Origin of the sequence: Achromobacter sp. UBA2119, assembly GCF_002331005.1 — a bacterium.
Lineage (GTDB): Bacteria > Pseudomonadota > Gammaproteobacteria > Burkholderiales > Burkholderiaceae_B > Achromobacter > Achromobacter animicus.
In genome coordinates this window covers 128,501-153,997 of record NZ_DCYD01000008.1, presented here as the reverse complement: position 1 = coordinate 153,997, position 25,497 = coordinate 128,501, and the positions used below count along the sequence as shown (strand labels likewise).

Below are 25,497 nucleotides of genomic sequence, written 5' to 3'. Positions count from 1 at the left end.
TCCTCCTGAGACGTTAGCGGCGCCTGACCAGGCTGCGGGCGGCTGAAAGCACCGAGTCGGTCAAGGCTTCCATGGCCTCGGAGTTTACCCGCCAATGCTGCCAGTAGAGCGGCACGTCCTCCCACGCCCGGCCGCGCAGCAGAACGAGTTGACCGGCATCAAGATGTTCCTGCACGAGCGGCAGCGGGTTCATGGTCCAGCCCAATCCGCCCAGCGTGGCCTGCACGAAGGCGCGCGTGGACGGCACCCACCAGACCGGCGGCTCCCACGGCGCGGGGTCGGCGATCTTGTGCGCAAAGCGCGCCTGCAGCGCGTCCTTGCGGTTGAAGACCAGAACGGGCGCCTGAGCCAGCGTCTGCGCGTTGACGCCCGAGGCGAAGTAGCGCTTGTGGAAGTCCGGCGTGCAGGTGGCCACGTAGCGCATGCTGCCCAACGCGTGGATGCGGCAGCCCTGCACCGGATCGGCCAGCGTGGTCACGGCGCCCAGCACGGAGCCGTTGCGCAGCAGCGCGGCCGTGTGATCCTGGTCTTCGGACAGCATATCCAGCGTGGCGCGGGTGCGCGCCGCGAATTGCAGGGCGGCGTCGACGAACCAGGTTTCCAGGCTGTCGTGGTTGACCGCGATGGGGATGCTGGCGTGGGGCACGTCGTCGTCGGCCACGCCCAGCCGGTTCAGCGCGTCGTGTTCCAGCAAGGCGGTCTGCTCGGCCAGTTGCACCAGCACCTGGCCGTCTGCCGTGGCGGCGGCCGGCACCGTGCGTTGGACCAGCAGCCGGCCCATCCGGTCTTCCAACGCCTTGATCCGTTGCGACACCGCCGACGGCGTAACGCTGAGCGACAGCGCCGCGCGCTCGAAACTCCCTTCGCGCACCACTGCGGCCAGGGCGCGCAGGTTACCGTGATCGATTTTCATGAGATTAGAAATACTTAATATAGTGAAGGAAAATTAGCTGTATTTCATATACATGGCAAGGGAAAATGGCGCATTGCCGATCGCTCTCAGCAATTCGGCCACCCATCAAAGCGCCGCTACAGGCGTTGCAGTCACAGGTACTTTTTCCATGTTTGCCACCTTGTCATCCCCCACCTTTCTTACCGCCTGGGCCAGCGGCACGGCCACGGGCCTGGGCCTCTTTGCCGTCGTGGGCGCGCAAAGCGCGTTCATCCTGCGCCAGGGCCTCATGCGCGCGCATCTCTTGAGCGTCGTCGCCATCTGCGCGCTGATCGACGCGGTCTTCATCTTTGCCAGCGTGTCCGGCCTGCAGGCGCTGACCGCGTGGTTCCCCTGGCTGACGACCGCCGTGCTGTGGTTCGGCGTGGCGTTCCTGACCTGGTACGCCGCGCAATCCGCGCGCCGCGCCTGGACCGCCACGGGGGGTCTGGCCGCCGCCCGCGACGTGGTGCCGTCGCGCCGCGCCGCCATGCTGGGCGCGCTGGGTTTCTCGCTGCTGAACCCGCACTTCTGGCTGGACATGGTGGTGGTCGGCTCACTGGCGCACGGCTTCGAAGACGCCCGCATGGCCTTCGCCGCCGGCGCTTTCACCGCCAGCCTGCTGTGGCTGGCGGTACTGGGCATCGGATCGCGGCTCTTCGCTCCCTTCTTTGCCAGCGCGTCGGCCTGGCGCGCGCTGGACGGCATCATCGCCGTGGTCATGGCTGGTTTGGCGATCAGCCTGGCGCTGAAGGGCGTCTGACACCGTTGCTGCACGGCGTGCCCGCGCCGGCACTTTTATAATCGGCGCCTCACCACTTTCTGTCGGGCGCCGGGCCGGCCCGCCAACGCGCCATGCGTGGACCTTCGCCTTCCAAAGACGTGCGCCTGCCGCCGCTTGCCGCCATCCAGGCGTTCGAAGCGGCCGCGCGGCTGGGTTCCTTCGAGCGTGCGAGCGAAGAGCTCTTCGTCACCGCCAGCGCCATCGGCAAGCGCATCGCCTCGCTGGAAACCTTGCTGGATGTCACGCTGTTCATTCGAAGCAGCCGCGGTGCGACGCTGAGCGCGGCCGGACGCGAGTACCTGGAACAGGTGCGCACGGCGCTCGATCTGCTGTCCGACGCCTCGCTGCACAAGCGCAACGAACCCAAGCTGGAAACGCTGCGCGTCGTGTCCACGCCGACATTCGCCCGGCAGGTGCTGATTCCGGCCCTGCCCGGTTTCACCGCGGCAAACCCCGGCGTCGAACTTGAAATCATGCTGTCCATTCCCTACCTGGACATCATGCCCCCCAACGCCGACGTCTGGATCCGCTTTGGCAGCGGCAAATATCCCGGCCTTCATGCGCATCCGCTCACGCAAGATCCGGTGTTCGCGGTGTGCGCACCGAGTTATCAAGCGGCGCGCGGCCCGTTCAAGCGGCCCGCCGATCTGGCGCGCGCCGACCTGTTGCGTTGCCCCATGGAACCCTGGCGTCCGTGGCTGGCAGCGGCTGGCCTGGACTGGCCCGAGCCGTCGCGCGGCGTGTGGCTGGTAGACCTGGGCATGATGCTCGCCGCGGCGCGCGCCGGCCAGGGCGTGGCGCTGACTCGCCGATCGCTGGCCGCCGAGTGGCTGGACGAAGGCAAGCTTGTTCGCGTGCTGGATGTGGAGATCCCCGGCGAGTCGCAGTACTACCTGTGTACCGAAGCCACACGCATACCGGGCGGCGCGGCCCAGGCGTTTTCCCTATGGCTCGCCGAGGTCTGCAAACGCGCAGCCCAATGGCCATGCGGGCCGCAGGCCGGTCAGGAATAAATTTCCAGTTATCTGCGGAATGAATTTCCGCACGACGCCGCACCCTGATCGCTAGGATGCGGCCAGCGTGACTGCGCCCGTCCCGGAGACACGCTGTGTGGACAAGCGGAAGCGGACGCATTGCGAACGCAACACCGACGCACGCCCATCTCACCGCCCATTCCACTCACAGCATTCAGCAAGCTGAAAGGAACCTTGCATCCGCACTAGGTATTTACGCGGAAAAGCACCGCCGGGTCAGATTCGCGTAAGCGATTAAGCAGACAGTCACGACACGCAACAAAGGAGCGCGCCAACAAAACACCATCCCGCCGATTGGCGCCGGCACACGGCTTTCCACGCAGTTCACCCAATTACAACGGAGACATCCATGGATTTTCGTTTGAAGCTGCTTGCAGGAACCCTTGCATTTGCCGTATCGGCCGCGTCCCACGCCGCCGACCCCATCAAGATCGGCGTGGCCGGCCCCTACACGGGCGGATCGTCCTCGATGGGCGTCAGCATGCGCGACGGCGTTCGCCTTGCCATTGAAGAGATCAACAAGAACGGCGGCGTGATGGGCCGCCAGCTCGTCGCGGTCGAACGCGATGACGAAGCCAAGAACGAGCGCGGCGTACAGATCGCGCAGGAACTGATCAACAAGGAACAGGTGACCGCCACCGTCGGCTACATCAACACCGGCGTCGCATTGGCCTCCCAACGTTTCTACCAGGACGCCAAGATCCCGGTTTTCAACAACGTGGCCACCGGCAGCGTGATCACGCATCAGTTCAAGGCGCCTGAATACCCCGACAACTACGTGTTCCGCAATGCGGCCCACGACAGCATCCAGGCCCCGATGATCGTGGAAGAAGCGATCACGCGCCGCGGCTTCAAGAAGGTCGCGATCCTGGCCGACTCCACCAACTACGGCCAGCTCGGCCGCGAGGACCTGGAAAAGGCCCTGGACGCCAAGGGCATCAAGCCGGTCGCCGTCGAGAAGTTCAACATCAAGGACGTCGACATGACGGCCCAGCTGCTCAAGGCCAAGGCCGCGGGCGCCGAAGCCGTGCTGACCTACGGTATCGGCCCGGAGCTGGCCCAGGTCGCCAACGGCATGACCAAGCTGGGCTGGAAGGTGCCGATCATCGGCAGCTGGACGCTGTCCATGGCCAACTACATCGACAACTCCGGCGCCAACGGTGAAGGCGCGCGCATGCCGCAGACCTTCATCCAGGACCCGGACACGCCCAAGCGCAAGGCGTTCATCGACGCCTACCTGGCCAAGTTCAAGCCCAAGAACAACCGCATCGATTCGCCGGTGTCGGCGGCGCAGGGCTATGACTCCATCTTCCTCTTGGCCGCGGCCATCAAGCAGGCGAACTCGACCGACGGTCCCAAGGTGCGCGAAGCACTGGAGAACCTGCAGACCCCGGTCGAGGGCGTGGTGATGACCTACAACAAGCCCTTCTCGCACGACAACCACGACGCGATCACCGCGAAGGAAGTGGTCATCGGCGAGGTCAAGGGCGGCCGGGTCATCAAGGCCAACTAAATCCCGACAAGCAGGAAGGCGGCGGCTGCCCGGCCGCCGCCGCCCGCGCCCCAAGCTTCGGGCGCGGGGCATGCAGCCGCCTGAAAACAGCGTTCTGCCCAAGGGGGTTGGGACGGAACACAGCGCCTCAAGACACACACCATGATTCTTCTACAGCTCATCTATAGCGGTATCGCGCTAGGCATGATCTATGCGGTCATTGCGTTCGGCTACCAGCTCACCTTCGCCACATCGGGCACCTTGAACTTCGGCCAGGGCGAAGCCCTGATGCTGGGTGCGCTCGTCGGCCTCACGCTCGTCGGACTGGGCGTGAACTACTGGGTCATGATTCCCATCGTCTGCATCTTCGGCTTCGCGCAGGGCGCGCTGGTCGAACGCGTGGGCGTGCGGCCCGCCATCAAGACGCGATCGGAATTCGGCTGGATCATGGCCACCATTGCGCTGGGCATCATCTTCAAGAACGTGGCCGAAAACATCTGGGGCCGCGACGACCTGCGCTTTCCCTCGCCGCTGCCCGAGGCGCCGATTCAGGTGCTGGGCGCCAACGTGCTGCCGATGGAGCTGCTGGTGGTGTTCGGCGCGCTGGGCATGATGATTCTGGTGGAAATCTTCAACCGCAAGTCCATTTACGGCAAAGCCTTCGTCGCCACGTCCAACGACCGCGACGCGGCCGGCCTGATGGGCATCAACACCGGCATGGTCATCACGTTCTCGTACGCACTGTCGTCGCTGACCGCGGCGTTTGCCGGCGTGCTGGTCGCGCCGCTGACGCTGACCGGCGCCACGATGGGCGCCGTGCTGGGCCTGAAGGCATTTGCCGTCGCGATCATTGGCGGCCTGTCCAGCGGGATGGGTGTCGTGGTGGGCGGGCTGATCCTGGGGATCGCCGAAACGACCACCGGTTTCTATCTATCAACGGGATACAAAGACGTGCCGGGATTGGTATTGCTGCTGCTCGTTCTGACCTTCAAGCCCGCCGGCCTGTTCGGCAAGACCGCGATCAAGAAGGTGTAAGCGATGAAACCCCTGCATCTTCTCCTATCCATCGTGGCCGTGGCCTGCCTGGCCGCCGTGCCGCTGGGCGTGACCAACACGTATTACCTGCACCTGATTGAAACCATCATGATCTATTCGATCCTGCTGTTCGGGCTCGATATCGTGGTGGGCTACACCGGCCAGGTGTCGCTGGGCCACGCCGGCTTGTTCGGCATCGGCTCGTACGTGGCCGGCGTGTTGGTCTTTCACCTGCAGATTCCCATCTGGCTGACACTGCCCGCCGCCATCGTCATCGCCGCCGCCTTTGGCGCAGTGCTGGCGCTGCCGGCGCTGCGCGTCACCGGCCCCTATCTGGCGATGGTGACGCTGGCCTTCGGCACGATCATCCAGATCCTGATCAACGAGATGACCTTCCTGACCGAAGGCCCGCTGGGCATCAAGGTCACCAAGCCGTCCATCGCCGGCCACGTGCTGACCAAGGCCGAGTACTTCTGGCTGGTCGCCGCGCTGCTGGTGATCTCACTGATCGTGGTGCACCGGATCTTGAAGTCGCACCTGGGCCGCTCGTTCGAAGCCTTGCGCGACAGCCCGATCGCATCCGATTGCATGGGCGTGTCGGTGTACCGGCACAAGGTGATCGCCTTCGTCATCAGCGCCGGCTTTGCCGGCCTGGCGGGCGCGCTGTACTCGTATTCGGAACAGTACATTTCGCCGAACACGTACAACTTCGAACTGACGATCCTGTTCCTGCTGGCCATCATCATGGGCGGCCGCAAGAGCCGCACCGGCGCGCTGCTGGGCGCCTCGATCATCGTGCTGCTGCCCAAGATGCTGGACGACATCGACACCTTCCGCCTGATCGCGCTGGCGGTGGCGATCCTGGTGACGGTGGGCAGCGTCGTGGCCATCTCCAAGGGCCGCACCGAGCCGCGCAAGGTCGCGGTGCCGGTGATCGGCACGATCGTGCTGGCCATCTTCTCGTACTGGCTGGACGCCGTCACCGACTGGCGCCTGACCATCTTCGGCGCGATGATCCTGTTCGTCGTGTACTACCTGCCAGACGGCATCGTGGGCTTCGTTCGCAACCTGTTCTTCTCCACGCGCCGCGCGGCGCTGGCCGTCAAGAAAGACCTGGTGAAGGAACAGGACGCCGTGCCGGACGCGGTGGCGGGCAAGGGCGAGACCCTGCTCGCAGCCAAGAACGTGCTGATGCAGTTCGGCGGCCTGAAAGCCCTGAACGAGGTGGACCTGACCGTCAAGCGCGGCACCATCCACGGGCTCATCGGACCCAACGGTTCCGGCAAGAGCACGATGATGAACGTGCTGACCGGCATCTACGTGCCCACGGCCGGCGCGGTGGAGTTCGGGGGCAAGTCGCTCGTCGGCCTTCCGCCCGCGGACATCGCCGAAGCCGGCATCGCGCGCACGTTCCAGAACGTGCAACTCTTCGGCGAAATGACCGCGCTGGAGAACGTGCTGGTGGGCCTGCATCACACCTTCACGACGGGTCTGGCCGGCATCGCGCTGCGCACACCCAAGTGGAAGACCGAGGAACAGGGCGCACGGGCACGGGCCATGGCGCTGTTGGAATTCGTCGGCCTGGAATCGCTGGCCAGCGAAGAGGCGCGCAACCTGCCCTACGGCAAGCAGCGCCTCCTGGAGATCGCCCGCGCACTGGCGCTGGATCCGCAACTGCTGCTGCTGGACGAACCGGCGGCAGGCCTGACGGCGCCTGACATCGTGGAACTGCTGGCGATCATCCGCAAGGTGCGCGACCACGGCATCACGCTGATCCTCATCGAGCACCACATGGACGTGGTGATGGGGGTGTGCGACACGGTGTCGGTGCTGGACTTCGGCCAGAAGATCGCCGAGGGCCTGCCTAATGAAGTGCAAAGCAACGCCAAGGTGATCGAGGCGTATCTGGGCGGCGCGCCCGCCTGACGCCAAGGGGACAAGAAGATGCTATCGATCAAGAATCTGGAAGCAGGCTACGGGAAGGTGAAGGTGCTGCACGGCATCAGCATGGAGGTGCCGAAAGCCAAAGTGGTGACGCTGATCGGCTCGAACGGGGCTGGGAAGACGACGACGATGCGGGCGCTGTCGGGGATGATCCGGCCGACGGCGGGGGAGATCACGCTGGGTAGCAAGCGGATTGATGGGATGGAGTCACATCGCATCGCGCGGCTGGGACTGGCGCATTCGCCGGAGGGGCGCCGGGTGTTTCCTACGCTGTCAGTGACCGACAATCTGCTGCTGGGTGCGTTTCCGCGTCTGACGGGTAGCCGGCCTAAGGGTGACGTTCAAGCTGATCTGGGACGGGCGATGGATCTGTTCCCGCGCTTGAAGGAACGGCGGGATCAGCTGGCTGGGACGCTGTCGGGCGGTGAACAGCAGATGCTGGCGATGGCGCGTGCGGTGATGTTGAATCCGGAACTGGTGCTGCTGGACGAGCCTTCGATGGGATTGGCGCCGATTCTGGTGGAAGAAGTGTTCCGGATCATTGCGCGGCTCAAGGAAGAAGGCGTGACGATGCTGCTGGTGGAGCAGTTCGCGGCGGCGGCGTTGAATGTGGCGGATTATGGGTATGTGCTGGAAAACGGGCGGATTTCTGTGCATGGGAGTGCGGAGAAGTTGAAGCATGATCCGGCTGTTGTGGCGGCTTATTTGGGTGGGGGGCATTGAGGGTGACGATTGGTCGGCTGGCGGTGAGGCGGGTTCTTGAGACGCCCGTCGCAGCGGGGGCCTGGGTGCGCGGGGCTACGATTGCGGTCCGGAGCCTTCGCTCCGGACTGCCCCGTCCTCATCCTCGTTGCCGCCTACGGCGGCTGCCTTCGGATTCCGTCGGGCGCATCTACACGCCCCGCGCACCCAGGCCCCCGCTGCGACGGGCTCTTGTGGTTTCAGCTTTACCGGTGGCGGGGCGAGTTGGGTTCTTTAGGTTCTTGCCTACGGTGGGGGGAGAGAGAAAGATCTTGCGGGGCCCGCCCGCGGCGGCCGCGCGGGCGGCCTTCGGGGGCTTACGCGGCGTCTTGCGTCGCGGCGATGACGCTTCGCGTGTGGCTGCAGTGTGGTTGAGTTCTTGCCTATGGCAACGTTGAGTGTCTGACACTGACGAGCACCATTCGCAAGCCGCTCTCCGCACGCGCGCAAGCGCTTACCGCACCGACGACCCACAGGTCCGATGCCGATTGCCGCCGCCCGGGCGGCAGCAATTCGGCGGCCCCGCAGCTCTCCTGCCCTGAACACAGGTCTTGAAGCGCCGCATACCAAAGACCCTCGTAGCACGGCGTCGCGGTCACCGTGAGCGCGAGCGCCGTCGATGCGCCCGACGGAATCCGTAGGAGTCGCCGCAGGCGAGGACGAGGATGAGGATGGGGCAGTCCGGAGCGAAGGCTCCGGACCGCAATCGTGGGCGATCGTGCCCACGGTGACCGCGGCGTCGGGCGACCTACGAAGAGCTTCGTGGCGCGCCAAAAGAAAATGGGCCTCCGCAGGCAACCGACCAAATCAGTCTTCACCTGCAAGGCCCACTCTCACGTCGCATCAAACTCGATGCGACGTCACCCTCAAACGATCGTCAGCGTCACATCAATGTTGCCGCGCGTGGCGTTCGAATACGGGCACACGATGTGTGCGGCCGCGACCAGCTTTTCAGCTTCTGCACGGTCCAGGCCCGGCAGCGAGATCTTCAGTTCGGCTTCGATGCCGAAACCCGTCGGGATGGCGCCGATGCCGACGATGCCGTTTACCGACACGTCCGCCGGGATCGCGATCTTGTCGCGGTTCGCGACGAACTTCATCGCGCCCAGGAAGCAAGCCGAGTAGCCGACGGCGAACAGTTGTTCCGGGTTCGTGCCTGCTGCGCCGGCGCCGCCCAGTTCGCGGGGGGTGGTCAGCTTGACGTCCAGGTTGCCGTCGTCGCTGACGCCACGGCCTTCACGGCCTCCGGTGGCGGTGGCGTTGGCGCGGTAGAGGACTTTTTCGATCGACATGGTGTGGTTCCTTTGAATGAAAGTTTGTACTGCTTGCCTTGCGGGACCCTTCCCGTGTTGGCGGTCAACGATGAACTTGCGACTTGCTCAAGACTTTAAATAGTGAACAACAATATCGTGCGCTATTTATAAAACCGGATGATGACAGTCATCACCCACAACCTCAAAGACTTCCGGCCAGCTTCTCCCGCAGCGCGTGCAGCATCTTCGTCATGCCCTGCGCTTCGTCCAGCGAACACTGCGCTGCCGCGCCAACCGCGTGCGGCACCGCTTCGGCCTTTTCGCGCAGATCGCGGCCCTGTTTCGTCAGGCCCACGATCACCTGGCGCTCGTCGCTCATGGCGCGCTTGCGCGTCACCAGTCCCGCGGCCTCCAGGCGCTTGAGCAGCGGCGTCAGCGTGGCCGAATCCAGAAACAGGCGGCTGCCGATATCCGTCACCGTAATTTCGTCGCCTTCCCACAGCACCAGCATCACCAGGTATTGCGGGTAGGTCAGGTCCAGCCCGCTCAGCAGCTTGCGGTACACCTTGTTCATCGCCAGCGAGGTCGAGTACAAGGCGAAGCACAACTGGCTGTCCAGCAGCAGCGGGTTGAATGCGGCTTTGGTCTTGTTTCTGGATTTCATGGTGCGATATTAAATAGCGCGCGATTTATCGTCAACACTTTTTTTGTGCGACACAACGATTACGCCGCCTGCTCCGCTTCCACTGCGCCGCGGTCCGAGCCGTATTGCTTCAGCCCGCCCAGATCCAGCACCCGCACTGCGCCGTATTCCACATTCAACAGACCCGCCTCCTCCAGCTTGCGCAGCGCCTGGTTCGCGCGCTGACGTGACACCCGGGCCAGATAGCCAACTTCTTCCTGCGTAATCGTCAGACGCATCCCCATGCCCGGATACAGCAAAGGATTGAACAACTCGGCCAGACAGCGGGCCACGCGCGCATCGGGATCGAGCAGACGGTCGTACTCCGCCTTGCCGATGAACTGCGCCACGCGCTCGTTCAATTGATGCAGCAGGTACCGGTTGAACGGAATACTGGTATCCAGCAACCAGTCGAACGTCGTGCCCGGCAGGCGCGCCACCACCGAATCGCGCAGCGCCACGATGTCGTACTTGCGGACTTCGCGTTTCAGCAGCGAGCCCTCGCCGATCCAGCCGCCGGCGGGCACGCCCGTCAGCGATGCGACCTTGCCTTCCGAATTGCCCACCGACACCTTCACCAGTCCCGCCAGCACGCCGATCCAAGCCTGGGCGAGTTCGCCTTTGCGCTCTATGATCGATCCGGCAACGACCTGCTGCACGGAAAGGTCCCGCTCCACGCGCGCTTGCTGTTCGGCGTTGAGCACGCGGAACCAGGCGGCGGCGAGTTGCAGGGAGTCGGATAGCTGCATCGGGAATACCCTAAAAGGTCCTTGAATGTCGCGATGGTGACAGTTGGTAGCAACCCAACCTTATACCTTAACTCCTGCCGTAAATCTAAAACCAACTGGTCAAGCACACCGCCGCAACCGCCGCTTCCATTGCAGGCACTGCGCGCGATACGCCCAAACCGGAGGAGACAACGTGGCACATTCATCGCCCGCATCTGCACAGGTGCCGGCGGCGCCGGACACCTTTCCGGCGCTGCTGCTCGCGCATGCCAACGTTCGTGGGTCGCGGCCCGCGATACGAGAGAAAGACCTGGGGATCTGGCAAACCCTGACCTGGTCCGAAGTGGCGGAGCATGTCCGTCACGTCGCGCAGGGTCTTGCATCGCTCGGCATTCAGCCCGGCATGCACGTCGCCGTCATCGGTGAAAACCGCCCGCGCCTCTACATGGCCATGATGGCCGCGCAATCGCTCGGCGCTATCCCTGTTCCGCTCTATCAGGACGCGGTCGCGCAGGAAATGGTTTACGTGCTGCAGGATGCGGAGATCAGCGTTGCGATCGTCGAGGACCAGGAGCAGGTCGACAAGATGATCGAAGTGCGCGAACAGTGCCCTGCGCTCAAGCATGTCGTGTTCGACGACCCGCGCGGCCTGCGCCATTACGCCGATCCCATGCTGCTGTCGTATGAGCAACTGGAAGCGCTGGGCAGCGAATATGCCGCCAAGCATCCCGACTTCTACGCGCGCGCCGTCGCTGCCGTGCAGCCGCATGACCCCGCGGCCATGTTCTATACGTCCGGCACGACGGGCAAACCGAAGGGCGTGGTGCTGACGCACCATGCGCTCATCGACCGCGCGCGCGCCGTGTCGGAAATGGAAAAGCTGACCGACCAGGAAGACGTGCTGGCGTACCTGCCGCCCGCCTGGATCGGCCAGAACATGTTCTCGTACACGCAGTTGCTGGTCACGGGCTTTACGGTGAATCATCCCGAGTCGCCCGACACCGTGTCGATCGATATGCGCGACATCGGCCCCACCTATTACTTCGCGCCGCCGCGCGTGCTGGAAGGTCTGCTGACCCATGTGATGATCCGCATGGAGGACGCGGGCTATCTCAAGCGCAAGCTGTTCGCGGCGTGCATGAAGCTGGCGCGCCGCGTTGGCACGAAGATCCTGGACGGTGAATCCGTCAACGCCTGGGACCGCATGCGCTACGCGGTGGGCAACGTGCTGATCTACGGTCCGCTGCGCAACGCGCTGGGCATGAGCCGCGTGCGCGTGGCGTACACGGCCGGCGAAGCCATCGGTCCGGACCTTTTTGTGTTCTACCGCTCCATCGGGATCAACTTGAAGCAGCTGTACGGCTCCACCGAAACCTCGGTGTTCGTCTGCGTGCAGCCCGATGGCCAGGTTCGCGACGACACCGTCGGACCGCCGGTGGCGGGCGTGGAGATTCGCGTGGCCGACAACGGCGAGATCCTGGTCAAGAGCCCGGGGCTCTTCAAGGAGTACTACCGCAATCCCGACGCCACGGCCGAGGCGCGCAGCGCCGACGGCTGGTTCCACACGGGCGACGCCGGCTATCTGGATACCGACGGGCAGCTCAAGATCATCGATCGTGCCAAGGACGTGGGCAAGCTGGCCAACGGCAGCCTGTTTGCGCCGAAGTACATCGAGAACAAGCTCAAGTTCTTCCAGCACATCAAGGAAGCGGTGGCGTTCGGCGCCAACCGAGAAGACGTGTGCGCGTTCATCAACATCGATCTGGAAGCCGTGGGCAACTGGGCCGAACGCCGCGGCCTGCCGTACGCCGGCTACACCGACCTAGCGGGCAAGGACGAGGTCTACCAGCTGATCGCCGAGTGCGTGGAGCAGGTCAACGCGGATCTCGCGACGGATCCCAAGCTGGCGGCGTCGCAGGTCAGCCGTTTCCTGATCCTGCACAAGGAACTGGACCCGGACGACGACGAGCTGACCCGCACGCGCAAGGTGCGCCGCGCCTTCATCGCGCAGAAGTACGGCGTGCTGATCGACGCGCTCTTTGGCGGCAAGCAGTCGCAGTTCATCGAGACCGAAGTGAAATTCGAAGACGGACGCACCGGCAAGATTTCGGCGGATCTGCGGATCCATCCGGTCAAGACGTTTCCCGCCATCACCGCCCGAGCCGCGTAAAGAACATGAGCACTAACGACCGCGACCAGCGTATCGGCGATGTCATGCTGGACATGCAGAACATCTCCCTGTCTTTCGGCGGCGTGAAAGCGCTGACCGATATTTCCTTCAACGTGCGCGAGCACGAGATCCGCGCCATCATCGGGCCCAACGGCGCGGGCAAGAGCTCGATGCTCAACGTCATCAATGGCGTGTACACGCCGCAGCAAGGCGGCATCGCGTTCCGCGGCGAGCGGTTTTCGCGCATGAACCCGCGCCGCGCAGCCGAAATGGGGATTGCGCGCACGTTCCAGAACCTGGCGCTGTTCAAGGGCATGAGCGTTCTGGACAACATCATGACCGGGCGCAACCTGCGCATGAAGAGCGGCCTGCTGGCGCAGGCGTTCCGCCTGGGGCCGGCCGAGCGCGAAGAGATGCAGCACCGCGAGTTTGTCGAGAACATCATCGACTTCCTGGAAATCCAGGCCTATCGCAAGACGCCGGTGGGCCGTCTGCCTTACGGCCTGCAAAAGCGCGTCGACCTGGGTCGCGCGCTGGCGATGGAGCCGCGCCTGTTGTTGCTGGACGAGCCGATGGCCGGCATGAACATCGAGGAAAAGCAGGACATGAGCCGCTTCATCCTGGATGTGAACGATGAGTTCGGCACGACCATCGTGCTGATCGAGCACGACATGGGCGTGGTCATGGACATCTCGGATCGCGTCGTGGTCCTGGACTACGGCAAGAAGATCGGCGACGGCAAGCCCGATGAGGTCCGCGCCAATGAAGACGTCATCCGCGCCTATCTCGGCGTGTCGCACTAAGCCGGACAACCAAGGCGGAAAGACATGGGATTTTTTCTAGAGACCTTATTCGGCGGCCTGATGAGCGGCATGTTGTACGCGCTGATCGGCCTGGGCTTTGTGCTGATCTTCAAGGCGTCGGGCGTCTTCAACTTCGCGCAGGGCGCGATGGTGCTGGTGGCGGCGCTGTCGATGGCGCGCTTCTCGGAATGGCTGCCGCGCTGGCTGGGCTTTGACAACATGATCCTGGCCAACGTGCTGGCGTTCATTGTCAGCGCGATCGTGATGTTCCTGCTGGCAGTGGCGATCGAACGCTTCGTGCTGCGCCACCTGGTCAACCAGGAAGCCACGACGCTGCTGATGGCCACGCTTGGCATCAGCTATTTCCTGGACGGCCTCGGCCAGATCACGTTCGGCAGCTCGGTCTACTCCATCAACGTCGGCATGCCCAAGGATCCGCTGATGATCCTGGACTCGGTGTTCGAAGGGGGGCTGCTCATCAACCTTGAAGACCTGACCGCGGCGGTCATTGCCGCGCTGCTGGTGGCGACGCTGGCGCTGTTCTTCCAGTACACCTCGACGGGCCGCGCGCTGCGTGCCGTGGCCGACGACCACCAGGCCGCGCAGTCGATCGGCATTCCGCTGAACCGCATCTGGGTCATCGTGTGGAGCGTGGCCGGGCTGGTGGCGCTGGTGGCGGGGATCATCTGGGGATCGAAGTTCGGTGTGCAGTTCACGCTATCAACCGCCGCGCTGCGCGCGCTGCCGGTGGTGATCCTGGGGGGTTTGACGTCGGTGCCTGGCGCCATTCTGGGCGGCCTCATCATCGGCGTGGGGGAAAAGCTGTCCGAGGTCTATCTGGGGTCGCTGGTGGGAGGCGGCATCGAAATCTGGTTCGCCTACGTGCTGGCGCTGGTGTTCCTGCTGTTCCGTCCGCAAGGACTGTTCGGCGAGAAGATCATCGACCGCGTCTAAGCCTGCGTCACCGAGGATAAAAAATGTTCTATCGCGAAAACGGCCAATTCAAGACCAGCTATCGCGCTGACCAGCAGATCTTCCCGATCCGCCAGGACCGCGTCTTCATCTGGCTGCTGATGGCGGTGGCGTTCATCGTCGTTCCGGCCATGGCCAGCGACTACCTGCTGCGCGCCATCCTGATTCCGTTCCTGATCCTGGCGCTGGCCGCCGTGGGCCTGAACATCCTGGTCGGGTACTGCGGACAGATCTCGCTGGGCACGGGCGCTTTCATGGCGGTGGGTGCGTATGCGGCCTGGAACTTCGGCGTGCGCTTTCCCGGCATGCCGCTCGTGGTGCAAATCTTGTTGGGCGGCTGCTTTGCCACCATCGTCGGCGTGATCTTCGGCATCCCCAGTTTGCGCATTCGCGGCCTGTATCTGGCGGTGGCGACGCTGGCGGCGCAGTTCTTCGTGGACTGGGCGTTCCTGCGCATCCCCTTCTTCACCAACTATTCGTCCTCGGGCAGCGTGTCGGTGCCGCCGCTTACGGCCTTTGGCCTGCCGGTGCAAAGCGCCATGGAGAAGTACCTGTTCGTGCTGATCCTGGTTGTCATCTTCAGCTTGCTGGCCAAGAACCTGGTGCGCGGCGCCATCGGCCGCCAGTGGATGGCGATCCGCGACATGGACGTGGCGGCATCGGTCATCGGCATCCGGCCCATGTACGCCAAGCTGACGGCGTTCGCGGTCAGTTCGTTCATCGTGGGCGTGGCCGGCGCGCTGTGGGGCTATATCCACCTGGGCTCCTGGGAGCCGCTGGCGTTCGACCTGGGCCGCTCGTTCCAGCTGCTGTTCATGGTCATCATCGGCGGGCTGGGCTCGATCATCGGCAGCTTCTTTGGCGCGGCGTTCATCGTGCTGGTGCCCGTGGCACTGGCGAACATCCCGCACATGCTGGGACTGCCGCTGTCGGTGGACACCGCCGCACACATCGAGCACATGGTGTTCGGCGCGCTGATCGTTTTCTTCCTGATCGCCGAGCCGCACGGCCTGGCGCGGCTGTGGAGCATCGGCAAGGAGAAGCTGCGGATCTGGCCGTTCCCCCACTGATCTTTTTTCGTTTTGATTTCCGCGGGTCCATCGCGGCACGACCGCGCTGGACCACCGCCCCGAATACCCGGCTCAAGACCGGGCCAATCCCGGTGTCCCAGGGTTAACCGACCCAAGCACCACGCAGGAGGTAAATGGAGATGAAGCGTCTTAACCTGAAGTTGGCGGCAGCCTTGATGGCCGCAGCCGGCGCCGCGGGCGCCGTGGCCACGCCGGCAATGGCGGCCGAAGAGCAGTTCGTTCCGTTGCTGGTGTATCGCACGGGATCGTTCGCGCCGCTGGGCATTCCCTGGGCCGACGGCAAGCTGGATTACCTGAAGCTCGTCAACGAGCGCGATGGCGGCGTGAACGGCGTCAAGATCACGTACGAAGAATGCGAGACCGCCTACGCCACGGACCGCGGCGTGGAATGCTACGAGCGCCTGAAGGGCAAGGGTACGGGCGCCTCGGGCTTCGATACCCAGTCCACCGGCATCACCTTCGCGGTCAGCGACAAAGCCATCATCGACAAGGTGCCCGTGGAAACCATGGGCTACGGCCTGTCGCAATCGGTGGACGGCAGTGTGTTCGAGTGGAACTTCCCGCTCCTGGGCACGTACTGGACTGCCGCCGACGTGATGATCCAGGACATCGCCAAGAAAGAAGGCGGCATGGACAAGCTCAAGGGCAAGAAGATCGCCCTGGTCTACCACGACTCGCCGTACGGCAAGGAGCCGATCCCGCTCTTGCAGAAGCGCGCGGCCAAGGAAGGCTTTGAGCTGCTGCTGTATCCGGTGACGGCGCCGGGCGTGGAGCAGAAGTCCACCTGGCTGCAGATCCGCCAGGCGCGTCCGAACTATGTGCTGCTGTGGAGCGCGGGCATCATGACGCCCACCGCCATCCGCGAAGCGCAGGCCAGCGGCTATCCGCGCGACAAGATGTACGCGATCTGGTGGGCAGGGTCGGAAGGCGACGTGAAGGACCTGGGCGATGTCGCCAAGGGCTACAACGCCATCACGATCCACAACAGCGGCGCCGACAGCGACAAGGTCTACGACGATCTGAAGAAGTACGTCTACGACAAGGGCCAGGGCGCGGACAAGACCGGCAAGACCACGCTGGGCACCATCGCCCACACGCGCGGCATGATGATCTCGATGCTGCAGGTGGAAGCGATCCGCGCCGCGCAGGAGAAGTACGGCAAGGGCAAGGCGCTGACGCCGGAGCAAGTGCGCTGGGGCTTCGAGAACCTGGATCTGACGCAGGAAAAGCTCGACAAGCTGGGCTTTGGCCAGATCATGCGTCCGGTCAAGACCTCGTGCGCCAACCACAAGGGCGACGACTGGGCCCGCATCGTGCAGTGGGACGGCTCCAAGTTCAAGGTCGTTTCCGACTGGTATCAGGCCGACAAGGCGATCCTGGACCCGATGGTCAAGGAATCGGCGGCCAAGTACGCCAAGGAAAAGAACATCACGCCGCGCAAGTGCGAGTGATGCTTCTGGAGCACCCGCGGCCCCGCGCCGCGGGTGCGCAACGCAAGTTGATATGAACCGGCGGCCGGCTTTCCGGCCGGCCGCCGCCACGCCGCAGGAAGGTTTATGAACGACGCCAATATTGCCGCCGCCGACGCCCCCCAGGTGCTGCTCGATGTGAACGGCATCGAGGTGATCTACAACCACGTGATCCTGGTGCTCAAGGGCGTGTCCCTGCAGGTGCCGGAAGGCAGGATCGTGGCGCTGCTGGGCGCGAACGGCGCCGGCAAGACCACGACGCTGCGCGCGATCTCGAACCTGCTCAAGGGCGAGCGCGGCGACGTCACGAAGGGCCACATCCAGTACCGCGGCCAGCGTATCGAACGCCTGACGCCCGCCGAACTGGTCAAGCGCGGCGTCGTGCAGGTGATGGAAGGCCGGCATTGCTTTGCCCACCTCACCATCGAGGAAAACCTGCTGACGGGCGCCTATACGCGCAGCATGAGCCGGGGCGACACCACCGCCGCGCTGGAGCGGGTCTACCAGTATTTCCCGCGCCTGAAACAGCGCCGCACCAGCCAGTCCGGCTACACCTCGGGCGGCGAGCAGCAGATGACCGCGATCGGCCGCGCGCTGATGGCCAACCCCAACATGATCCTGCTCGATGAGCCGTCGATGGGTCTGGCGCCGCAGATCGTCGAAGAGATCTTCGAGATCGTGCGCGACCTGAACCAGCGCGAGCGCGTGAGCTTCCTGCTTGCCGAGCAGAACACCAACATCGCGCTGCGCTACGCCGACTACGGCTACATCCTGGAAAACGGGCGCGTGATGATGGACGGCGCGGCCGCCGACCTGGCGCAGAACGAGGACGTAAAGGAGTTCTACCTGGGCATTTCTAGCGGCGAACGCAAGAGTTTCCGAGACAACAAGTTCTACCGCCGCCGCAAACGCTGGCTGGCCTGATTCCCGACGCGGGCAAGCCAGCGCTTGCCGCATGGCGCCGGCAACGGCGCCGCCAACCGGCACACGAGAAGGTGCGATTCCATGTCCGAGTTTTTCGATGACCGCGAAACCCGCGCGCCCGAGCAACGCGAGCGCGATCTGATGGCCGCCCTGCCTGGGGCGATTGCGCGGGCCATCGCGCGCGCGCCGGCCATTGCCGAGCAACTGCGCGGCGTGGACCCCGCCACGATCACCTCGCGCGAGGCGCTGGCCCGGCTGCCGGTCCTGCGCAAGCATGAACTGCTGGAACGCCAGCAACATAGCCGCGACGACGGCGCGCGGCCCGCCGGTCCCGAAAAGGCCTTCGGCGGGTTCTCGGCCATCGGCTGGGGCGAAGCGATGCGCGTGTTCGCCTCGCCCGGTCCGATCTATGAACCGGAGAGCGCACGGTCGGATTACTGGCGCTTCGCGCGCGCCCTGTACGCGGCGGGCTTTCGCGCCGGCGAACTGGCCTACAACTGCTTTTCGTACCACTTCACGCCGGCCGGCTCGATGATGGAAACGGCCGCCCACGCCGTGGGCTGCACCGTGTTTCCCGGCGGCACCGGGCAGACCGAGCAGCAGGTTCGCGCGATTCAGGACCTGGCGCCCAGCGGCTACACCGGCACGCCGAGCTTCCTGAAGATCATTCTTGAGAAATCAGACGAACTGGGCGTGAAGCTCGATTCGCTGCGGCGCGCACTGGTCTCCGGCGAAGCCTTTCCGCCGTCGCTGCGCGACTGGCTGGCGGCGCGCGGCATCGACGGCTACCAGGCCTACGGCAGCGCCGACCTGGGCATGATCGCGTTCGAGACGCCCGCCCGCGAAGGGCTGGTGGTGGGTGAGGACATCATTGTCGAGATCGTGCGTCCCGGCACCGGTGAACCCGTGCCGGCAGGCGAAGTCGGCGAGGTCGTGGTGACCACACTGAATCCCGACTACCCGCTGGTGCGATTTGGCACCGGCGATCTGTCGGCGGTGATGTCCGGCATCTCGCCGTGCGGACGCACCAACACGCGCATCAAGGGCTGGATGGGACGCGCCGACCAGACCACCAAGGTGCGCGGCATGTTCGTGCATCCGTCGCAGGTGGCGGACGTGGCGCGGCGGCATCCGGAGATCCTGCGCGCGCGGCTGGTCATCAGCGGCAGCACCGGGTCGGACCGCATGGTGCTGAAGGTGGAGTCGCGCGAGCAGAACGACGCGCTGGCCCGCCGGATCGCCGATTCGGCGCGAGACGTGACGAAGTTGCGGGCCGATGTCGAATGGGTGGCCGAGGGCGGTCTGCCGAACGACGGCAAGGTCATCGACGACATCCGGACGTACGAATAGGCGATTCGACGCGAGTGCGAGCGCGAGGGCAGGCGCGCGGGCAAGCGGCCGCTACGCGCGCGGTCCGGTTGCGTCGCCGTCGCGGCGCCCAGCCCGCGTGATGTACGCGTGGATGCCCATGCCAGCGAGCATCGCCCCCGCAAACACCGCTGCGTCGCCGATGCCGCCCGCGGCGGCGACGAGCGCCGGGCCGGGGCAGAAGCCCGCCAGCCCCCACCCCACGCCAAACGCCAGGCTGCCGGCGGCCAGACGCGCGTCGAGCCGGGTGGCTTGCGGCCAGCGCATGAGCTCGCCGGACAAGCTGGCCCGGCGATGCCGCAACAGCGCATAACCGACACTGGTCGCCAGCACGGCGCCGCCCATCACGAATGCCAGCGTCGGATTCCACAACCCGGCCAGATCCAGAAAGCCCAGCACACGCGCCGGGTCCGCCAGGCCCGATATGAGCAGGCCCAGTCCGAAGACGAGCCCGGCGGCGAAGGCGTAGAGCGCGGCCATGATCAGACGCCCGCCACGTGCCGCAGCACGTAGACCGTGGCAAAGCCCGCGGCCATGAAGATCAGCGTCGCCACGAGCGACCGGCGCGAGCCGCGCGACAGGCCGCATACGCCGTGTCCGCTGGTGCAGCCAGACGCATAGCGCGTGCCGATGCCGACCAGCAGGCCGGCGACGATAAGACGCGGCGTGCTGGCCTCCACCGTGATGGAAGGCAGGTCGGAAAACAGGCGGAACAGCCAGGGCGCGGCGCACAGCCCCAGCAGGAAAGCGAGGCGCCAGCCGCCGCCGCGCTCGGGCGCAAGCAGTCCGCCCACGATGCCGCTGATGCCCGCGATGCGCCCCGCGCCCAGCATCAGCAGCACCGCGCCGGCGCCGATCAGCAGGCCGCCCGCCGTGCCGGCGGCCGGGGTGAAGGCGGACCAGTCCACGTTCACTTGAGTGACTCCATGGCGCGTCCGCAGTACAAACTGGATAGCGTTTTCATCACCTGGCTGACCTCGAAGCTGGCCATCTGGTAATAGACGTATTTGCCCTCGCGGCGGGTCGCGACCAGGCCTTCGTCGCGCAGCACGCCAAGTTGTTGCGAGAGCGTCGGCTGGCGGATGCCGGTCAGCGACTCCAGTTCGCCGACGTTGCGTTCATTCTGGACCAGCTGGCACAAGAGCAGCAAGCGGTCTTCGTTGGCCAGCGCCTTGAGCAGTGCGCAGGCCTGGGTGGCGGACTCGCGCAGGACGGCGACTTCGCAATCGGTAAGGGGAGCGTTCATGACGAGGTGTGGGACACGTGGGGGATAGCGGCGTCATTATATTTATGAATAAACTATGCGCAAATATTATTTATTTTCGTAAATCGACCTGATCGGGCCGCCCGTGCGGCCTTCACGCGAGCCCTCATGACCCCGCACATCCAGGCCTTCTTCGACACCGTTACTGCGACCATCACCTACGTCGTCCACGAACCCGCGCCCGGCGGCGCGTGCGCCATCATCGACTCGGTGCTGGACTACGATCCCAAGTCCGGCCGCAGCAGCACCGCCAGCGCCGATCGCGTGGCCAATTACGTGCGCGAACGCAGCCTGCGGACCGTCTGGCTGCTGGAAACCCATGCCCATGCCGATCATCTGTCGGCGGCGCCCTACCTGCAACGGCAGCTCGGCGGCGTCATCGCCATCGGCCAGAGCATCCGCACCGTGCAGGGCGTCTTCAAGACCATCCTGAACCTGGAACCGGAGTTCCAGCTCGACGGCTCGCAGTTCGGCCATCTGTTCGCCGATGGCGAGACCTTTCAGATCGGTTCGCTGACCGCCACGGCCATCCACGTGCCCGGCCATACGCCGGCCGACATGGCGTACCTGATTGGCGATGCGGCATTCGTGGGCGACACGCTTTTCATGCCGGACGTGGGCACGGCGCGCTGCGATTTTCCCGGTGGCGACGCGCATCTGCTGTACCAGTCGATCCGGCGACTGCTGAGCCTGCCAGACGACACGCGGCTTTACATGTGCCACGACTATCCGCCCGCGGGACGCGAGGCCTCCTGGCAAACCACCGTGGCCGAACAGCGCCGCGGCAACATCCACGTGCGCGACGGCATTACCGAGGACGAATTCGTCGCCATGCGCACGCGGCGCGATGCCACGCTGTCGATGCCCACGCTGATCCTGCCGGCGATTCAGGTGAACATCCGCGCGGGCCACTTCCCGCCCCCCGAAGACAACGGCGTGCGCTATCTCAAGATTCCCGTCAACGCGCTCTGACCCCCGGCCGCGGCGCACTTGCGCCGCGCGGCCTTATCCCGCAAGATCGCCCGATCGCAGCCACCCGATCCGACGCGCATCCATGTTTGCCGAAGCCGAAGCCGACCCCATCCTGTCCAAAGACGAATTCAAGGCGCTCGAAACGCGGCTGCGCGTCGCGTTGCTCAATGCGCAGTACGAACGGCTGCGGCAGGCCGACAAGACGCTTCTGATCGTCGTGGCCGGCATCGATGGCGCCGGCAAGGGCGCCACGATCAACCTGCTGAACGAATGGATGGACCCGCGCCACATTCGCACCCTGGCCTACGGGCCGCGCGAAGGCGACGAGCTCGAACGCCCGCCGTTGTGGCGCTACTGGCGCGATCTGCCGCCCAAGGGCAGCACGGGCATCGTGTTCGGGTCCTGGTATACGCCGCTCTTGATTGAAGCTGTGCGCAAGAAGCCCAACGCGGACGCGATCGAGGCGCACTCTGCGGCGATCATGCGCTTTGAGACCATGCTGGCCGCCGAAGGCGTGCAGATCATCAAGCTGTGGTTCCACCTGTCCGCCAAGGCGCAGAAGACGCGCGCGCAGCGCCTGCTGGCCAACCCCGATACGGCCTGGCAGGTCAGTCCGGTCGACATGAAGGTCAACAAGCGGTTCGACCGCATCCGGGCCGGCGCCCAAGTCGTCCTCAATCACACGGACTGCGGCCATGCGCCGTGGGTGGTGATTCCCAGCGCCGACGAAAACATGCGCGCCGCCCGCACGGCCGAGGCGGTGCTCGGCGCGCTGCGCCGGCGCGGGGTGCCCCGCCTGCCGCCCGCTTTCGTGGCGCACTCCAGCACGACGCGCATCGCGGACCGGCTGGGCAAGCTGGACTACGACGCCAAGGTGGACAAGGAAGACTACGAGACCGAACTCGGCCTGCTGCAAGGCCGGCTGGCGCGCGCCGCCCGGTCCGACAAGTTCAGGAATCGCTCCCTGATCCTGGTGTTCGAGGGGCAGGACGCCGCCGGCAAGGGTGGCGCCATCCGCCGCGTCACACACGCGCTGGATATCCGGCAAGTCGACATCACGCCGATATCCGCGCCCACGACCGAAGAGTTGGCCCGGCCCTATCTATGGCGTTTCTGGCGCTGCATTCCCAGCCATGGCCGCATCGGCATCTTCGACCGCTCGTGGTACGGCCGCGTGCTGGTCGAGCGCGTCGAAAAGCTGATACCGCCCGCCCGGTGGCGCCGCGCGTATGCCGAGATCAACGACTTCGAGGAACAGCTTGCCGCCAGCGGCGCGCTGGTGCTGAAGTTCTGGCTGGCCGTCACGCCCGACGAGCAGCTCAAGCGTTTTCACGAGCGCGAGAAATCGCCGTTCAAGAATTTCAAGATCACGCCCGACGACTGGCGCAACCGCGACAAGTGGAAAGAATACGCGGCGGCAGCCAACGAGATGATGACGCGCACCGACGTGGCCCACGCGCCGTGGCATCTGGTGTCGGCCAACGACAAGCGTTACGCTCGCCTGCAGGTGCTGCGGCATATCGTCGACGCCATGGAAACCCAACTCTGAAGACCCCAGGAGGCCTTGCGCCATGAGTACCGCAGAAATCCGTCCCATCGTCGCCACCGACTTCGACGCCTGGCTGCCCCTGTGGAAGGGCTACCAGGACTTCTACCGCGTCAGCATCGACGACGCCGTCACGCGCAACACCTGGGCGCGCTTCCTGGACCCCGCCGAGCCCATGCACGCGGCGCTGGTCTATGAAAGCGGCCGCGCTGTCGGCATGGTGCACTGGATCTTCCATCGCTCCACCTGGACCGCCGGCGACTACTGCTACCTGCAGGACCTTTATGTGGACCAGGACGCGCGCGGCACGGGCGCGGGCCGCAAGCTGATCGAACACGTCTACGCCGAAGCCGCCGCGGCCAACTGCGCCCGCGTCTATTGGCTGACACACGAAACCAACGCGACCGCCATGCAGCTCTACGACCGGATTGCCGACCGTTCCGGCTTCATCCAGTACCGCAAGGTGATGGCTTGAGCGCGCGCGATCCCAACTGTCCGCTGTGCCAGGAAGACGGCGGCACGCTGCTGTGGCGCGGGCCGCACCTGCGCATCATCGAGGTCGACGACGCCGACTATCCGGGATTCACGCGCGTGATCTGGAACGGTCACCTGGCCGAGATGACCAGCCTGTCGACGCATGGCCGCGACCTGCTGATGCGGGCGGTGTATGTGGTGGAGGAAACGCAGCAGGCGATCCTGACGCCGGACAAGATCAACCTGGCGTCGCTGGGCAACATGGTGCCGCACCTGCATTGGCACGTGATCCCGCGCTGGCGCGGCGACCGGCATTTTCCGGATTCGATCTGGGCGGCGCCGCGCATCGCGCCGGGCGCTGAGCCGGATTCCTGGAAGGACCGGCAGGCGCAGGTGCAAGCGCTGCTGCCTCGCTACCGCGACCGGCTGGTGGAAGCCATGAATGCGTTGCTATGGCATTGAGCCTGCGTGGGCGTTGAGGCTGTCAGGGCAATGAGCCGCCAGGCGCCACGGCCGCAGTCCCGCGCCGCTCCCCCAGCCAGCGTGCGTACGCCGATTCGACCAATTGCGCGGTGCGATCCGCGCTGAACAGCCCCTGCCCGCGGATGAATTCGCGGCCCGCCTCGCCCATGCGGCGTCTGCGTTCGGGATCGGCCAGCAGGCTTTCCAGCGCCGCGGCCAGCGCAGCAGGGTCCCGCGGCGGCACCAGTAGCCCGGTCACGCCGGCCTGCATGGTTTCCGGCACGCCGCCCACGTCGGTGCCGATCACCGGCACCCCCATGGCGGCGGCCTCGACGAACGCCGTGCCAAAGGCTTCGCGGTGGGTCGGCAACGCAAACACGTCGAACGCCTGCAATACGTTGCCGATGTCATGACGCCGGCCCAGGAAATGCACGCGCGATGCGAGGCCCAGGGATTGCACCTGCGCCTTCAGGCGCTCGAACACCGGCATGCCATCTCCGGCCAGCACCAGGTGGGCATGCGGAAACGTGGCCAGAACCTGGTGGAAGGCGTCGATCAGGTCCGCGTGCCCCTTTTCCGCACGCATCACGGCCACGCAACCCACCACGAGCGCGTCGTCAGGCAGCCCGAGTTCTTGCCGGACAGAGCCCTGGCCATCGCTTTCGGGCAGGACGATCGGGGAATGGATAGTGGCGATGGACTGCGGCGCCGCGCCGCCATCCAGCAGCTGGCGGTGCACGTGCCGGCTCACCGCGATGACGCGGTGGGCCAGCCACGTGTAGGCGTATAGCGAGTTGATCGGCTTGGCCAGGTGGCGGGTGCGCACAATGAGCGGCGTGCGCGCCAGGCGCGCGCCCATCGCGGCCCGCACCGTGTCGCTGCGGCTGTGGGTGTTGACTACGTCGAACCGGCCACGAGCCGCCACGCGCCGCACGAATGCCACGCTGCGCATGAAATTCACAGGGCCGTCCATGTTGATGGTGTGCACGGTGAACCCGGCGTCGCGCAGGCGCTGCGTCAGTTCGGCGTGCGGCTGGCACACGGCTTCCAGGTGATGGCCGCGCTCGCGCATGGCGACCATCTCCTTATAGATGCAGAATTCCTGTCCGCCGAACGCCGTAGCCGCCTCCGTATGCAGAATGCGCAGGCGGCCGGTGGTAACGGGCGAGGGATGCAGGTCTGAAGGGTTGCGTGGCGGCATGACGGCGAAGGGCGCCAGGCGGCCTGGCGAAGCCACGACAGGATCGTGGGTTCAAAAAAGGCCGACGGTGTCGGCCTGTAATAGGGTTGTTACGTAGAGGTTAAGTGAATGTAATCGACAAACCGCTGGCGCGACAAGCCGGTCGGATTCGCGGTGC

The 25,497-nt window shown here is 65.1% G+C and carries 25 protein-coding genes; 17 read left to right on the top strand and 8 right to left on the bottom strand.

Annotated elements, in window-relative coordinates; genetic code table 11:
* Positions 1 to 13 precede the first annotated feature (13 nt).
* The gene (locus B3098_RS04445) at positions 14 to 913 is read right to left on the bottom strand and encodes a LysR family transcriptional regulator ArgP (protein WP_056560345.1); all 900 of its coding nucleotides are present in this window, start codon (positions 911 to 913) and stop codon (positions 14 to 16) included.
* A 148-nt stretch (positions 914 to 1,061) separates the two neighbouring features.
* Between B3098_RS04445 and B3098_RS04440 the strand changes: the two genes are divergently transcribed.
* The 6 genes from B3098_RS04440 (at position 1,062) to B3098_RS04415 (ending at position 7,943) form a co-directional block, all read left to right on the top strand.
* Positions 1,062 to 1,694: a LysE/ArgO family amino acid transporter gene (locus B3098_RS04440; RefSeq protein WP_218342585.1), complete on the top strand. Its 633-nt coding sequence runs from the start codon at positions 1,062 to 1,064 to the stop codon at positions 1,692 to 1,694.
* Positions 1,695 to 1,786: 92 nt separating this feature from the next.
* Entirely contained in the window at positions 1,787 to 2,728 is a 942-nt protein-coding gene (locus B3098_RS04435; RefSeq protein WP_286892002.1) for a LysR substrate-binding domain-containing protein, read from the top strand.
* A gap of 370 nt (positions 2,729 to 3,098) precedes the next feature.
* Entirely contained in the window at positions 3,099 to 4,262 is a 1,164-nt protein-coding gene (locus tag B3098_RS04430; protein WP_175124981.1) for an ABC transporter substrate-binding protein, read from the top strand.
* A gap of 141 nt (positions 4,263 to 4,403) precedes the next feature.
* Positions 4,404 to 5,276, top strand: a complete 873-nt coding sequence (locus tag B3098_RS04425) for a branched-chain amino acid ABC transporter permease (protein WP_006216335.1) — start codon at positions 4,404 to 4,406, stop codon at positions 5,274 to 5,276.
* Between the two features lie 3 nt (positions 5,277 to 5,279).
* On the top strand, positions 5,280 to 7,202 hold the full coding sequence (locus tag B3098_RS04420; RefSeq protein WP_286891993.1) for a branched-chain amino acid ABC transporter ATP-binding protein/permease: 1,923 nt from the start codon (positions 5,280 to 5,282) through the stop codon (positions 7,200 to 7,202).
* 18 nt (positions 7,203 to 7,220) lie between these two features.
* Entirely contained in the window at positions 7,221 to 7,943 is a 723-nt protein-coding gene (locus B3098_RS04415; protein WP_056560356.1) for an ABC transporter ATP-binding protein, read from the top strand.
* Positions 7,944 to 8,827: 884 nt separating this feature from the next.
* Here the strand turns inward: B3098_RS04415 and B3098_RS04410 are convergent.
* The 3 genes from B3098_RS04410 to B3098_RS04400 all read right to left on the bottom strand — a co-directional run bounded on the left by B3098_RS04410 (position 8,828) and on the right by B3098_RS04400 (position 10,645).
* Positions 8,828 to 9,253 (bottom strand): organic hydroperoxide resistance protein, encoded by a 426-nt coding sequence (locus B3098_RS04410; RefSeq protein WP_056560358.1) that lies wholly within the window; start codon positions 9,251 to 9,253, stop codon positions 8,828 to 8,830.
* Between the two features lie 163 nt (positions 9,254 to 9,416).
* On the bottom strand, positions 9,417 to 9,878 hold the full coding sequence (locus B3098_RS04405) for a MarR family winged helix-turn-helix transcriptional regulator (protein WP_286891989.1): 462 nt from the start codon (positions 9,876 to 9,878) through the stop codon (positions 9,417 to 9,419).
* Between the two features lie 59 nt (positions 9,879 to 9,937).
* Positions 9,938 to 10,645 (bottom strand): Crp/Fnr family transcriptional regulator, encoded by a 708-nt coding sequence (locus B3098_RS04400; RefSeq protein WP_286891987.1) that lies wholly within the window; start codon positions 10,643 to 10,645, stop codon positions 9,938 to 9,940.
* A gap of 172 nt (positions 10,646 to 10,817) precedes the next feature.
* Between B3098_RS04400 and B3098_RS04395 the strand changes: the two genes are divergently transcribed.
* The 7 genes from B3098_RS04395 to B3098_RS04365 all read left to right on the top strand — a co-directional run bounded on the left by B3098_RS04395 (position 10,818) and on the right by B3098_RS04365 (position 19,403).
* Entirely contained in the window at positions 10,818 to 12,794 is a 1,977-nt protein-coding gene (locus tag B3098_RS04395) for an AMP-dependent synthetase/ligase (protein WP_175124977.1), read from the top strand.
* A 5-nt stretch (positions 12,795 to 12,799) separates the two neighbouring features.
* Complete coding sequence (locus B3098_RS04390) at positions 12,800 to 13,597, top strand: ABC transporter ATP-binding protein (RefSeq protein WP_175124976.1); 798 nt, start codon at positions 12,800 to 12,802, stop codon at positions 13,595 to 13,597.
* A 24-nt stretch (positions 13,598 to 13,621) separates the two neighbouring features.
* Positions 13,622 to 14,551, top strand: coding sequence for a branched-chain amino acid ABC transporter permease (locus tag B3098_RS04385; protein WP_063955103.1), 930 nt, complete (start codon positions 13,622 to 13,624; stop codon positions 14,549 to 14,551).
* 23 nt (positions 14,552 to 14,574) lie between these two features.
* Positions 14,575 to 15,639 (top strand): branched-chain amino acid ABC transporter permease, encoded by a 1,065-nt coding sequence (locus tag B3098_RS04380; protein WP_218342582.1) that lies wholly within the window; start codon positions 14,575 to 14,577, stop codon positions 15,637 to 15,639.
* Between the two features lie 134 nt (positions 15,640 to 15,773).
* Positions 15,774 to 17,111, top strand: a complete 1,338-nt coding sequence (locus B3098_RS04375; RefSeq protein WP_239213472.1) for an ABC transporter substrate-binding protein — start codon at positions 15,774 to 15,776, stop codon at positions 17,109 to 17,111.
* A 105-nt stretch (positions 17,112 to 17,216) separates the two neighbouring features.
* Positions 17,217 to 18,053: an ABC transporter ATP-binding protein gene (locus B3098_RS04370; protein WP_175124974.1), complete on the top strand. Its 837-nt coding sequence runs from the start codon at positions 17,217 to 17,219 to the stop codon at positions 18,051 to 18,053.
* 81 nt (positions 18,054 to 18,134) lie between these two features.
* Positions 18,135 to 19,403, top strand: coding sequence for a phenylacetate--CoA ligase family protein (locus tag B3098_RS04365; protein ID WP_175136810.1), 1,269 nt, complete (start codon positions 18,135 to 18,137; stop codon positions 19,401 to 19,403).
* A 51-nt stretch (positions 19,404 to 19,454) separates the two neighbouring features.
* Here the strand turns inward: B3098_RS04365 and B3098_RS04360 are convergent, their stop codons facing one another.
* From B3098_RS04360 to B3098_RS04350, 3 genes are read right to left on the bottom strand one after another with little or no spacing between them, the layout of a single operon-like run.
* Positions 19,455 to 19,901 (bottom strand): DUF6691 family protein, encoded by a 447-nt coding sequence (locus B3098_RS04360; protein WP_286891982.1) that lies wholly within the window; start codon positions 19,899 to 19,901, stop codon positions 19,455 to 19,457.
* A gap of 2 nt (positions 19,902 to 19,903) precedes the next feature.
* Positions 19,904 to 20,335: a YeeE/YedE family protein gene (locus B3098_RS04355; RefSeq protein WP_286891981.1), complete on the bottom strand. Its 432-nt coding sequence runs from the start codon at positions 20,333 to 20,335 to the stop codon at positions 19,904 to 19,906.
* Entirely contained in the window at positions 20,332 to 20,667 is a 336-nt protein-coding gene (locus B3098_RS04350; protein ID WP_175124970.1) for an ArsR/SmtB family transcription factor, read from the bottom strand. Before B3098_RS04350 ends, B3098_RS04355 begins: the two co-directional genes overlap by 4 nt.
* Before the next feature lie 126 nt (positions 20,668 to 20,793).
* Between B3098_RS04350 and B3098_RS04345 the strand changes: the two genes are divergently transcribed.
* The 4 genes from B3098_RS04345 to B3098_RS04330 all read left to right on the top strand — a co-directional run bounded on the left by B3098_RS04345 (position 20,794) and on the right by B3098_RS04330 (position 24,139).
* Positions 20,794 to 21,657: an MBL fold metallo-hydrolase gene (locus B3098_RS04345; protein ID WP_286891979.1), complete on the top strand. Its 864-nt coding sequence runs from the start codon at positions 20,794 to 20,796 to the stop codon at positions 21,655 to 21,657.
* 82 nt (positions 21,658 to 21,739) lie between these two features.
* Complete coding sequence (pap, locus tag B3098_RS04340) at positions 21,740 to 23,206, top strand: polyphosphate:AMP phosphotransferase (RefSeq protein ID WP_286891977.1); 1,467 nt, start codon at positions 21,740 to 21,742, stop codon at positions 23,204 to 23,206.
* A 22-nt stretch (positions 23,207 to 23,228) separates the two neighbouring features.
* Positions 23,229 to 23,678: a GNAT family N-acetyltransferase gene (locus B3098_RS04335; protein WP_105241129.1), complete on the top strand. Its 450-nt coding sequence runs from the start codon at positions 23,229 to 23,231 to the stop codon at positions 23,676 to 23,678.
* Positions 23,675 to 24,139 (top strand): HIT family protein, encoded by a 465-nt coding sequence (locus tag B3098_RS04330; protein WP_286891975.1) that lies wholly within the window; start codon positions 23,675 to 23,677, stop codon positions 24,137 to 24,139. The genes B3098_RS04335 and B3098_RS04330 overlap by 4 nt, the downstream gene beginning before the upstream one ends.
* 22 nt (positions 24,140 to 24,161) lie before the next feature.
* Here the strand turns inward: B3098_RS04330 and B3098_RS04325 are convergent, their stop codons facing one another.
* Positions 24,162 to 25,340 carry a glycosyltransferase gene (locus B3098_RS04325; RefSeq protein ID WP_286892182.1) on the bottom strand — a complete coding sequence of 393 codons (1,179 nt, stop codon included), beginning with the start codon at positions 25,338 to 25,340 and terminating at the stop codon, positions 24,162 to 24,164.
* Positions 25,341 to 25,497 lie beyond the last annotated feature (157 nt).

What these genes read in the sequence shown, in the direction of transcription:
- B3098_RS04390 (WP_175124976.1), top strand. Translation starts at nt 12,800, where the DNA reads ATGAGCACTAACGACCGCGACCAGCGTATCGGCGATGTCATGCTGGAC.
- pap (WP_286891977.1), top strand. Translation starts at nt 21,740, where the DNA reads ATGTTTGCCGAAGCCGAAGCCGACCCCATCCTGTCCAAAGACGAATTC.
- B3098_RS04425 (WP_006216335.1), top strand. Translation starts at nt 4,404, where the DNA reads ATGATTCTTCTACAGCTCATCTATAGCGGTATCGCGCTAGGCATGATC.
- B3098_RS04365 (WP_175136810.1), top strand. Translation starts at nt 18,135, where the DNA reads ATGTCCGAGTTTTTCGATGACCGCGAAACCCGCGCGCCCGAGCAACGC.
- B3098_RS04445 (WP_056560345.1), bottom strand. Translation starts at nt 913, where the DNA reads ATGAAAATCGATCACGGTAACCTGCGCGCCCTGGCCGCAGTGGTGCGC.
- B3098_RS04345 (WP_286891979.1), top strand. Translation starts at nt 20,794, where the DNA reads ATGACCCCGCACATCCAGGCCTTCTTCGACACCGTTACTGCGACCATC.
- B3098_RS04375 (WP_239213472.1), top strand. Translation starts at nt 15,774, where the DNA reads ATGGAGATGAAGCGTCTTAACCTGAAGTTGGCGGCAGCCTTGATGGCC.
- B3098_RS04325 (WP_286892182.1), bottom strand. Translation starts at nt 25,340, where the DNA reads ATGCCGCCACGCAACCCTTCAGACCTGCATCCCTCGCCCGTTACCACC.
- B3098_RS04335 (WP_105241129.1), top strand. Translation starts at nt 23,229, where the DNA reads ATGAGTACCGCAGAAATCCGTCCCATCGTCGCCACCGACTTCGACGCC.
- B3098_RS04400 (WP_286891987.1), bottom strand. Translation starts at nt 10,645, where the DNA reads ATGCAGCTATCCGACTCCCTGCAACTCGCCGCCGCCTGGTTCCGCGTG.
- B3098_RS04370 (WP_175124974.1), top strand. Translation starts at nt 17,217, where the DNA reads ATGAACGACGCCAATATTGCCGCCGCCGACGCCCCCCAGGTGCTGCTC.
- B3098_RS04410 (WP_056560358.1), bottom strand. Translation starts at nt 9,253, where the DNA reads ATGTCGATCGAAAAAGTCCTCTACCGCGCCAACGCCACCGCCACCGGA.
- B3098_RS04420 (WP_286891993.1), top strand. Translation starts at nt 5,280, where the DNA reads ATGAAACCCCTGCATCTTCTCCTATCCATCGTGGCCGTGGCCTGCCTG.
- B3098_RS04435 (WP_286892002.1), top strand. Translation starts at nt 1,787, where the DNA reads ATGCGTGGACCTTCGCCTTCCAAAGACGTGCGCCTGCCGCCGCTTGCC.
- B3098_RS04380 (WP_218342582.1), top strand. Translation starts at nt 14,575, where the DNA reads ATGTTCTATCGCGAAAACGGCCAATTCAAGACCAGCTATCGCGCTGAC.
- B3098_RS04360 (WP_286891982.1), bottom strand. Translation starts at nt 19,901, where the DNA reads ATGGCCGCGCTCTACGCCTTCGCCGCCGGGCTCGTCTTCGGACTGGGC.
- B3098_RS04350 (WP_175124970.1), bottom strand. Translation starts at nt 20,667, where the DNA reads ATGAACGCTCCCCTTACCGATTGCGAAGTCGCCGTCCTGCGCGAGTCC.
- B3098_RS04405 (WP_286891989.1), bottom strand. Translation starts at nt 9,878, where the DNA reads ATGAAATCCAGAAACAAGACCAAAGCCGCATTCAACCCGCTGCTGCTG.
- B3098_RS04385 (WP_063955103.1), top strand. Translation starts at nt 13,622, where the DNA reads ATGGGATTTTTTCTAGAGACCTTATTCGGCGGCCTGATGAGCGGCATG.
- B3098_RS04415 (WP_056560356.1), top strand. Translation starts at nt 7,221, where the DNA reads ATGCTATCGATCAAGAATCTGGAAGCAGGCTACGGGAAGGTGAAGGTG.
- B3098_RS04430 (WP_175124981.1), top strand. Translation starts at nt 3,099, where the DNA reads ATGGATTTTCGTTTGAAGCTGCTTGCAGGAACCCTTGCATTTGCCGTA.
- B3098_RS04440 (WP_218342585.1), top strand. Translation starts at nt 1,062, where the DNA reads ATGTTTGCCACCTTGTCATCCCCCACCTTTCTTACCGCCTGGGCCAGC.